The sequence below is a fragment of the Syntrophaceticus schinkii genome (genome assembly GCF_000946815.1).
GTDB classification, from domain to species: Bacteria; Bacillota; DSM-12270; order Thermacetogeniales; family Thermacetogeniaceae; genus Syntrophaceticus; species Syntrophaceticus schinkii.
The window spans coordinates 19,520-29,764 of record NZ_CDRZ01000212.1 but is presented as its reverse complement, the minus strand read 5'-3'; the positions used below and the strand labels follow the sequence as shown (position 1 = coordinate 29,764).

At 46.9% G+C, this 10,245-nt stretch carries 6 protein-coding genes; 4 read left to right on the top strand and 2 right to left on the bottom strand.

Features of this window, described 5'->3' with window-relative positions; translation table 11 throughout:
* Positions 1-420: 420 nt before the first annotated feature.
* Entirely contained in the window at positions 421-1,122 is a 702-nt protein-coding gene (locus SSCH_RS07675; RefSeq protein ID WP_052835447.1) for a GerMN domain-containing protein, read from the bottom strand.
* Between the two features lie 243 nt (positions 1,123-1,365).
* Between SSCH_RS07675 and SSCH_RS07670 the strand changes: the two genes are divergently transcribed.
* The 4 genes from SSCH_RS07670 (at position 1,366) to SSCH_RS16530 (ending at position 7,810) form a co-directional block, all read left to right on the top strand.
* The gene (locus tag SSCH_RS07670; protein ID WP_232294289.1) at positions 1,366-1,773 is read left to right on the top strand and encodes a MarR family winged helix-turn-helix transcriptional regulator; all 408 of its coding nucleotides are present in this window, start codon (positions 1,366-1,368) and stop codon (positions 1,771-1,773) included.
* A 437-nt stretch (positions 1,774-2,210) separates the two neighbouring features.
* Complete coding sequence (locus SSCH_RS20920) at positions 2,211-4,076, top strand: ABC transporter ATP-binding protein (RefSeq protein WP_044664944.1); 1,866 nt, start codon at positions 2,211-2,213, stop codon at positions 4,074-4,076.
* Positions 4,073-5,974 carry an ABC transporter ATP-binding protein gene (locus tag SSCH_RS07660; RefSeq protein WP_044664943.1) on the top strand — a complete coding sequence of 634 codons (1,902 nt, stop codon included), beginning with the start codon at positions 4,073-4,075 and terminating at the stop codon, positions 5,972-5,974. The genes SSCH_RS20920 and SSCH_RS07660 overlap by 4 nt, the downstream gene beginning before the upstream one ends.
* A 612-nt stretch (positions 5,975-6,586) precedes the next feature.
* Entirely contained in the window at positions 6,587-7,810 is a 1,224-nt protein-coding gene (locus SSCH_RS16530; protein ID WP_198142273.1) for a carbamate kinase, read from the top strand.
* A 429-nt stretch (positions 7,811-8,239) separates the two neighbouring features.
* Here the strand turns inward: SSCH_RS16530 and SSCH_RS07645 are convergent, their stop codons facing one another.
* Positions 8,240-9,904 (bottom strand): PucR family transcriptional regulator, encoded by a 1,665-nt coding sequence (locus SSCH_RS07645; protein WP_044664942.1) that lies wholly within the window; start codon positions 9,902-9,904, stop codon positions 8,240-8,242.
* Positions 9,905-10,245: the final 341 nt, after the last annotated feature.

Sequence of the window (10,245 nt, the reverse complement as noted above, 5' to 3'; positions counted from 1 at the left end):
ATAAATTTCTCTATGAGGTAGAGAAACTGTTCTTCAAATGGCTAAACCGCCGCAGCCAGAGGAAAAGCTTCGATTGGGAGAAATTCAGGCTATTTCTGAAGAAGTATCCTTTACCTACGCCCCGCATATATGTGAATATTTACGATGTCAAGGGTAGAATCTTTGCGTGAGCTCCGTGAATAATGACTACGGAGAGCCGTATGCGTTAATAGCGCACGTACGGTTCGATGAGGGGTAGGGGTACAATTGCATGGCCAGTAGCGCATGGCTGGGATATTAAGGCACTGCCAGACGAAAGGGGCAGATAATGGACTGTCCCGACCTAAACGCTACCAGGAGGCGAGAGACCCCGCCTACTCTACTTCCTGGCATATTTCTGATGCAACGTAACACGGACGTGATGCGGGGGCTGTCCTTTTGTCACGCTTTAAGTCCTGCCAGGGGGGCGGTGTTCCAGTTGGGGGCCAGGGGGTTTGTGGTGTTGGTATGTCCCAGGATGGCATCTACTTTCTTTCCTTCCAGGAGAAACTGCACCTTCTGTACTCCAGGAAGTTCAGTGAGGGAGTTGGTGATGGAGTAGAGGGTCATGATCTCTCCCGCTGAGCCACCGCTGTGCTTAGTCTGAAACTCCTTGGAGAGGTTTACATAAACCACACCGGATGCTGCTTTGACAGAGATTAGTTTTGTCTCCTGCGGTACTGTTCGTGATAGTTTAGGGTTCTTTGGCCCCTTAATCAGCTCGTTGATTACCGCTTCTGCAGTTCTCTTGCCGCGCACTTCTACTTCGCGAACTTCCGGAACCAGATAGGAGGCGTCATTGTCACTAAAATAAAGGGTGAGCTTCAGTTTGGTTACCGCTTGTTCTGTGCCGGTATCCGGCTTTGAAACAGGTTTTGTCTCACTGTCTTTATTTTCGACGGGTTTGGTTGGTTCTGTTTTATTCGCTGGTTCTCTACTGCTGGTTGAATTGTTGGTATCTATATCCTCTACTTTAGTCTGATTATTAACCGGCTCCTTTTGGAGATCCTGTTTGCCGCACCCTGCGGCAGCAAACAGAAAGACCAAAGCCAGCACCAGAGTCCCCATTGCTAATTTCCAGGTCATCCGTCTGCTCAAAAACATCTCAATCCCCCTTTCGCGTTTGTGAATCCCATCATCGGGTTTCTAAAGCCAGTATAACAGGGAGATATTTCATCCCCATCATAGACTATTACAATACTATTACAGATTGTTTCTCGTTATTTATATTTTTTCCGAACCATTTTCCTTGACAACTCAGCACACCGTAAGTATTATTTTATTAGCCGTCTAACTAAATCGAGGTGTATGATGATGAACGGTCAGGAGTCCCATTCATTGTACAGGGTGTTCTGTCAGGTAGTGCGGTTTCATTATTATCGTACTTATACGCTGCTGGAGAAGATAGGTGTCTACCCCGGACAGCATCCACTGCTTTTTTCACTGGCCAAAAAGGGTGGCCAGAGCCAGAAGGAATTGGCGGAAAAGCTGCATATCAAGGCTGCCACTATGACTGTTATGTTAAACAGATTGGAAAAATCAGAGCTGATCAAGCGCTGTGCGGACGATGATGACCGGCGTGTATCCAGGGTATATCTGACTGAGAAGGGGAGAAAGACTTCCCGTGAGGTAAAAAAGGCCTTAAAAACAATAGATGAGGAGTGCTTTGGCAACTTTACCGCAGAAGAGCGAGATCTGCTGCGCAAGTTCTTGATGCAGATGCGAGACAATCTCCTCAAAACGATTGATCAATAAAGGGGCGGGTAACGGAGCAAGCCTTGCTTTAATCCTCTATTCAGTTTAGTGGAGTTTAGTGGAAGGATCAGAGTTATTGCTTCTATTAGTCAACAGAACAATCTCTCCAATGATTAACGTAACAACTAACGACTAACCACCAACCACTAACTGGCCAGGCCTTCGTTATTTTAAATGGGTGCTTTACATGGGAGGGAAAAACTACCCTTTGGTGAAGGTAAATGGATGAGATACGCGGGACTACATTAATTGCGTCTTGCTGATGGTAGATATAAAGGTAGAAGTATCTGAAGGTGACGCGAGAACTGCTTTGCGTCACCCACCAAGGAGGTGACGCGAGGAAGGTGACACGAGAACCGTCCGCGCGTTACCTCCCCACGCCGCGAATGAGACGCGAGAACCGTCCCCGTGTCTCACCAAGGTTGGGAGAGGATAATTTGTTAAGGTTATTAAAGTATTTAAAACCGTATACACTGTCTGTGGCTGCTATATTTGTTCTGGTGTTTTGCCAGGCATTTTCTGAGGTGTACCTGCCGAATTTGATGTCCGATATTGTCGATATAGGCATTGTAAATGGTGACACGGCCTATATTTTGACAATGGGAGGGCGCATGCTGGTGATTACTGTCATCGGTACTGCCTGTGCTGTTCTGTCTAGATTTTTATCTGCAAGAACCGGGGTTGGGTTCGGTAAAAATCTTCGCAGCAAGGTTTTTTCGCAAGTTGAAAGTTTTTCATTAAGAGAATCTGAAAAGTTTGGCACCCCATCTCTGATCACCAGGACGACAAATGATATTAGGCAGATGCAGGATGTTGTCACAAACACGCTGCGTTTTATGCTTAGAGCGCCGATGATGTTTATCGGTGGAATTATCATGGCGGTATCAAAAGATGCAAAATTATCGCTGGTTATTATTATTGCCATGCCTGTCCTGGCTGCGCTGATCTATATGGTTGGCCGCAAAAGCGTGCCTTTGTTTAGAGCGATGCAAGAAAAAATTGACAAAATGACTCTTGTCCTGCGTGAAGTGCTCACCGGAGTCAGGGTTGTGCGTGCTTTTAATCGTGTCGATTATGAAAAAGAGCGTTTTAATGAAGCCAACCTTGACCTCACTGACACCGCTATTAAGGCCAACAAGCTGATGGCCACCTTAACGCCTGCTACGATGATGGTGTTTAACTTTACAGTAATCATCATTATCTGGTTCGGTAGTCTGCGTATTGACAACGGGTATATGCAGGTCGGCGATCTGATGGCCTTTATCCAATATGTGATGCTGATTATGCAATCCTTGATTGCGTTGTCTATGCTCTTTGTTATGATACCCCGGGCTGCGGTTTCCGCGGGAAGAATTAATGAGGTACTGGATACCTCCTGCCAGATGAAAGATGTAGAGCAAGTTAATAGAACAGGGTCGACTGCCCGTAAACCCCAGCAATCTCCAGAGATCAAAGATGCAGAGCTAGTTAATAAAGCTATCAATGATCCGGGAAGCAGCCGAAAAAGACCATGCCCATTTGGTGAAGAGCAAATTTGTAGGGCCGCCAACGCAAAAGACAAGGGATATGTGGAGTTTAAAGAGGTTACTTTCAGCTACCCCGGGGCGGAAAAACCTGCCCTCAGTGGTATTTCGTTCTGCGCCAGGCCTGGTGAGACAACAGCCATCATCGGCGGCATCGGTTCAGGGAAATCCACCTTGATCAACCTAATTCCGCGCTTTTTCGATGTTGACAGTGGCAGTATTTCCATTGACAACGTGGATATCCGGGAAATGCCGCAGGAAGAGCTGAGGTCTAAGATTGGTTACGTTTCCCAAAGGGCTGTTTTGTTTAGCGGCAGCATTGCTGAAAACATCCGGTACGGTAAAGAAGACGCCTCAGATGAAGAGGTGCACCGTGCCATAAAATCCGCCCAAGCCGCGGAATTTGTCTTCAGCATGCCTGATGGTCTGGATTCAGTTATAGCACAGGGCGGCACCGATTTGTCGGGTGGCCAAAAGCAGCGCCTTGCCATTGCCCGCGCACTGGTGCGGCAGCCTTTAATCTATGTTTTCGATGACTGTTTCTCAGCCCTTGATTATCAAACCGATGCCTCGCTGCGCTCCGCTCTGAGGAAAGAAACGGCTGATTCCACTGTGATCATTGTCGCCCAAAGGGTGAGCACGGTAATGGGGGCCGACCAGATTATTGTTTTGGATGATGGCAGGGTTGTGGGAGCAGGGAGACACAAGGAACTTTTAGACACCTGTAGTGTATACCGGGAGATTATGTCCTCACAGCTTGCACTGGAGGAGTTAGCATGAGTGCAGAAAAAAAAGATAGAAGACAGCTTCAAGCGCTGAGGTCTGGTGGTGGCCATGGCCACTTTAGAAGAGCCCCTGTGGAAAAGGCAAAGGACTTTAAGGGCACATTAAAACGCCTGCTTATGTTTCTTAAACCTCATCGATTTAAGCTTTATACTGTGATTGTGTTATCGGTACTCAGCACTGCTTTCAGTATTATGAGCCCAAAAATCATGGGCAAAGTCACAACTGAGCTTTTCGAAGGTGTGCTGGCGAAGCATAAGGGTATCCCCGGTACAGGGATAGATTTCAGCTATATTGCCAATATTCTATTTGTCCTGGTGGCACTCTATCTGATCAGCGCAGTATTCAACTATTTACAACAATATATCATGGTTGATGTAGCACAAAACACGGTTTTCCAAATGCGCAGCGAAATCAATGACAAGCTTTCTAAGCTCCCTCTTAAATTCTTTGATTCTCATACACATGGCGAAATATTGAGCCGTGTTACAAATGATGTTGATATCATCAGCAGTTCACTGGGGGAGAGTTTTTCTCAGGTGATAACTGCTATAGTAATGTTGGTTGGTATTATCGTAATGATGTTGACCATAAGCCCAGTGATGACCCTGATGGTTTGTTTTGTGGTCATCCCCCTCTCCTTTATTGTGACAAAATATGTCACATCCCGTTCACAAAAATACTTTGTTCAACAGCAGAGGGTCCTGGGTGAGCTCAATGGACATGTTGAGGAGATGTATACAGGCCACCAGATAGTTAAGGCATTTGGAATGGAAGAGAATTCTATCAGTAAATTTAATCAGCTCAACGAAGACCTCTATGATTCCGGATGGAAAGCCCAATTCATGTCCGGTGTTATCATGCCGCTGATGAACCTGATCAACAATATGGGGTATATGGTTGTCTGTGTGATCGGCGGTATATATGTCATGAAGAGGGTGATAACCATCGGTGATATGCAGGCCTTTATTCAATACTCAAAGCAGTTTACACGGCCGATTTCCCAAACCGCCAGTATAGCAAATATATTCCAGGCGATTGTTGCCTCAGCAGAGCGTGTTTTTGAGATTCTCGATGAGCCTGAAGAAGAGCCCGATAGCCCTGAGGCTAAAGCGATCGAGTTTCCCAGGGGTGATGTGCAGTTACAAAATGTTAAATTCGGTTACACCGAGGATGTCACTGTTATCGATAATATGAATATTGATGTCGAAAAAGGGCAGACAATCGCTATCGTGGGACCCACCGGTGCGGGCAAAACCACATTGGTTAATCTTTTGATGCGCTTCTATGAAATAGATGCCGGGAAAATCATGATCGATGGTATGGATATCAAGGAGATCAAGCGGGGGGAACTGCGTAGCATTTTCGGCATGGTTTTACAGGATACATGGCTGTTTAATGGAACGATCAAAGAGAACATAGCTTATGGCAACGCGGGTGCTACAGATGATGAAATCATGCGGGCGGCAAAAGCGGCTCATGCTGACCACTTTATCAGAACCCTTCCCGGCGGCTACGACACAACACTCAAAGAAGATGCCTCTAATATTTCACAGGGACAAAAACAGCTGCTGACTATTGCACGGGCTATTTTAGCGGACCCGGCGATCCTGATCCTCGATGAAGCCACAAGCAGTGTTGATACGAGGACCGAACTGCTTATCCAAAAGGCGATGACGAGGCTCATGCAAGGAAGAACCAGCTTCGTTATTGCCCACAGGCTGTCCACGATTCGTGAGGCCGATATGATCCTGGTTATGCACAATGGCAGGGTGATCGAAAAAGGAACCCATACAGAGCTGTTGGAAGAGGGCGGTTTCTATGCGGACCTTTATTACAGCCAGTTTGCCGGCGGCGCTTCAGACACACATACTGCTTCAGCTACCCAGGCCTAAGATGCACTGGGGACGTGGGGCGGTTCAGAGACAGAAATGCGCGGGGGACGGTTCCTGGTGCATTTCTGAGATGTACGAAATGGTGACTACGAAATGGTGACAGTCACCGAAGACCGAAACGGTGACAGTCACCGAAAGACGCAAGTTGTATAGACAAGTCCCTCAAAACGGTGACAGTCACCCGGGAGACACAGTTGTATAGACAAGTTTGTCAAAATGGTGACAGGCACCGGGAGGTCACCTTGGATGGTACCAAGTACGGGTCACCGGAATCGTTCCCGCGCGCCTGTCATGTTTGTACGCCTGCAACCAGAGCTGACGCATCAAAAATCACCGCATACCTGCTCTGCTGAGAACCGGGGCAGGTAAAGTGCGCGATAAAATTTTGGCGCAATTGCAAAACACCTTGTGCAGTCCCATGTTTGAGATTCATGTGTCAGCCCAGGGCTGCAACCCGTATTGTGTTATAAGCCATTAACTGGTAGAATAAGAAGGATGAATGAAAATGAAAATGGTGCCAGGCACCCCGGGGAACATGTTGTATAGACAAGTCCTACAAAAAGGTGACAGGCACCGGGAGATGCAAGTTGTATAGACAAGTTCTACAAAAAGGTGCCAGGCATCAGACGTAAAATAAGCTCTATAAAGAAAGAAGAGAACGCAATGAAAAAACTAATGGTTATCGCATTGGGAGGCAACTCTCTGATCAAGGATAAGGATAAAATCAGTGCCGAAGATCAGCTGGAGGTTGTCCAGTCCACCTGCAAGCATATTGTGAGTCTTGTTAAGAAGGGGTTTGACGTGGTAATCACCCACGGTAATGGACCCCAGGTCGGTTTTAATTTATTAAGGTCAGAGGCTGCCAGAGAGCAGCTACCCCTACAGCCCCTGGATGTATGTGTGGCGGAAACCCAGGGTTCTATCGGTTACATGATCCAGCAGGCCCTGCTCAACGAATACCGCAGCCAGGGCATTGATAAAGATGTTGTCACTGTGGTTACCCAGGTAAGGGTTAACGCAGATGATGATGCTTATTCCAAGCCAAGCAAGCCGGTTGGGCCTTTTTATGATCAAGAAGAAGGGCAGAATTTGATGCATGAAAAGGGATGGGATATGGTTGAGGATTCAGGCAGGGGATACAGGCGGGTGGTAGCTTCACCACAGCCGGTAGAGATCGTGGAATGCAGGGCAATTCGTGCTTTGGTAGCACAAGGGTTCACTGTCATTGCCTGTGGTGGCGGGGGGATACCGGTTACCGGAGGGAGAGGCTCAGCCTGCGCAGCCCTGGCAGATGGTAGGGGGATACCAGGCACCGAAGAAGGAGGCTCGGACTGCACAGCCACAGCAGGTGGCGGAGAAATACCTGTTACCGGAGGGAGAGGCTCAGCCTGCGCAGCCCTGGCAGATGGTAGGGGGAGTACCTGTCAGCGGAGAAAGAGGGGCGGATTGTACAGCACGGTAGATGATGGGGGAATACCCGTCACCGATAAGGCAGGCAAGCCCCTGGTAGGCTCCGCGGCAGTGATCGATAAAGACCGTGCTGCCAGCCTGCTCGCCGGCTTCCTGGGCGCAGACATACTGGTCATTCCTACCGCTGTCAGCAAGGTATGCTTGAACTTCCGGCAGCCTGACCAGATTGAGCTTGACTCCATTTCCTTGGAGGAGGCGCGGCACTATCTGAAGCAGGGGCACTTCGCAGCCGGCAGCATGGGGCCAAAGATCGAGGCAGCGGTCTCCTTCCTGGAAGCGGGAGGCAAAGAAGTGATCATCACTATGCCTGAGCTGATCGAAGAGGCAGTAGTGGGAAACGCCGGCACACGTATTTATAGCAACTAGGCCTTTTGCCGGATTCCGGATGGAAGGAAGCAATCAAGTAATCATCCCTTGCCGGAGCCGATCGGAGTGACCATCCAGGGAAATGCCGGCACTCGTATATATGGTACAGGGGGTCAGGCGTGAGTAAGTTACTTTTGTTTCCGTGACATCATTATATGAGATCACGAGGCAAGCAGCCATCAGCGCCCAGTAGAGCGCTTTCATCCGTGACCCCATTATATGAGATCACTAGAGCTGTTCCCGTAATCTCTCTGTTTCTTGTTTTTTCGCATTTCGCCTGCTGTAACTTCAGAACTGTCCTCCTGTGATTCTGAAAGCATGACAATCCCTGCGTCTCAAACGAGATGAGATGCGAGAACCGTCCCCGCGTCTCCGCGTCTCACTCCCCGAGAGGTGAGACGCGAGAACCGTCCCCGCGTCTCCCGCGTCTCACCCATCTTTTGCTTCTTTGAGTTGGGCCAGGATGATGGTCAGCTGGTAGTTTAATTTGTTTGGTTGTATAAAGGGATCAACTCCAAGGATTTTTTTGATTTTCTCTTTACGGTAGAGAAGTGTATTGCGGTGGATGAACAGGCTGTCTGCGACTTTACCTACATCTTCTTCAAACAGAAGCAGCTTAAATGTATCCATTAAGTTCATGTTTTTGACAGCGTCATATTCTTTGAGTGCGCTGGTGGTGCTGGTGATATAACCGCTGATGTTTTCGTTGGACAAAAGCTCAGGTAGATAATAGTAAACACCCAAATCAGTTACATGAACACATTTAACAGAATTAAACAGTATTTTTCCAAGCTGGATTGTTTTCAAAGCTTCGCCTAAGCTCTTGTGTATTTTGGTGAGTTTGTCATACTGCTCCCCAATAGCTATAAACACGTCAAGGTTATCTATCTTAGCTGTGATTTCTTTGGCAAGCTTTTCACCGATCTCTTTTGCCTGATGAACTGCCAGGGCTTCCGTGTCTTCACCGGCCTCCATCAAAACTATTACTAAGTTTCCTCTGGTAGTTGCCAGATAATTTATTTTATACTTCATTATTGAGTCTATGGTTTTAATGATCTCATTCTGCTTGCTTTTTAGGTAACCTTCACTGCGTTTGCTCTTGGTATTTTGCTGATGGGGTTCTGTGGTTTCAATTACCATGGCCATTATTTTGTGGGGAACCTTTATTTTAAAGTACTCCGCCCTGGAGAGGGCCATTTCTTCATCCTGAATGCTGCCTGAAAGAAGTTCATCCAAAAACTCTCGCTGTGCCCTCAGCATTTCTTCTTTTTTGGCAATCTTCTGGGTTAAAATCAACATTACCGCTTTGGAAATCTCATCAATGGCGACAAGCTCAAGTTTTTCAAATGGCCTGCCCCTAAAGAGGAGCAGTTTGCCAAATACATTTTTCCCGGAACGCACAGGGATATTAAAGCACTGACAATTATTGATTTGGACAGGATTTTCCTTGTCACTTTCCAGCAGTTCTTCGCAGAGCTGCTTATTGTTGATGACTTCATTGAGCAAAGAGGAGCCTTTCTGGTTGTGATAGCCCTTTGTCAAAATGCGGTGTTCTGAATCTACTATTAAAAAGGGGCACTGCAGTATTTTGCTGATTTCACTGGCTACCTTTTTCAGTCCCGTCCCTTCTAAGATCAGGTCGGTCATTTTATTTTGGACATTTAGGGCGTATTCGAGTTCTTCTTTTTGTATGCTGATCACTTCTTCTAAAACAGGATTAATAATATCGATATATCCAATTTCCTTTGGAACCACGATCAAAGGTATTTTCAGGCGATCAGCTGCATTGATCAGTTCCGGTGAGATCTCTTTTAGGTAAATTCCTTCATGACACAAGACTAATCCTGCACAACCGCAGGCTGCTATTCGCTCCAGCTGTTTAACCTGTGCGCTGACATCGTCCCGAACAGAGTAAAGCGCTGAGATCATCAGTTCATCGCCCCTGTACCAGAGTGCGGGGTCAGCTACCTGGTCATCGGTTATTTCGAGCACACTCACATATCTGACTGTGTTGTCCAACCCTTCAAAACCGCCAATAACCCTTCCCTTCTTTAACCCTCCAAGTTTCAAGGCATCTCTGACAGTTATCCCCACTGCAATCCCTCCAAATGGATACTGATATTTGTATACCACCGGCAGTTTTATTGATAATTTGTCATTTAGAAAACTGTCGAATTGTGATCCTTATCAATGGGTTGGAACCTTTATTTAGATCTTCGCAAAAATATGATATATTCCTCTTTCTTAAAAGCTTGACAGTATAAAGCAGGTGTGCAAGTGCCCAATACGCTGTTGTTTCTTTCATTAATTTTTACAAAGGAAGATACCCTTTGAAAAACAAATATATTGCCTGGATAGTAAAAAGCCAGTGACATCTCCTTAAATCAACCACGTGTGGAATGAGGTGAGGCTGTCCGGAGCTGCGAACATACTCT

Coding starts and splice junctions, on each gene's coding strand:
- SSCH_RS07675 (WP_052835447.1), bottom strand. CDS start 1,122: ATGTTTTTGAGCAGACGGATGACCTGGAAATTAGCAATGGGGACTCTG.
- SSCH_RS07660 (WP_044664943.1), top strand. CDS start 4,073: ATGAGTGCAGAAAAAAAAGATAGAAGACAGCTTCAAGCGCTGAGGTCT.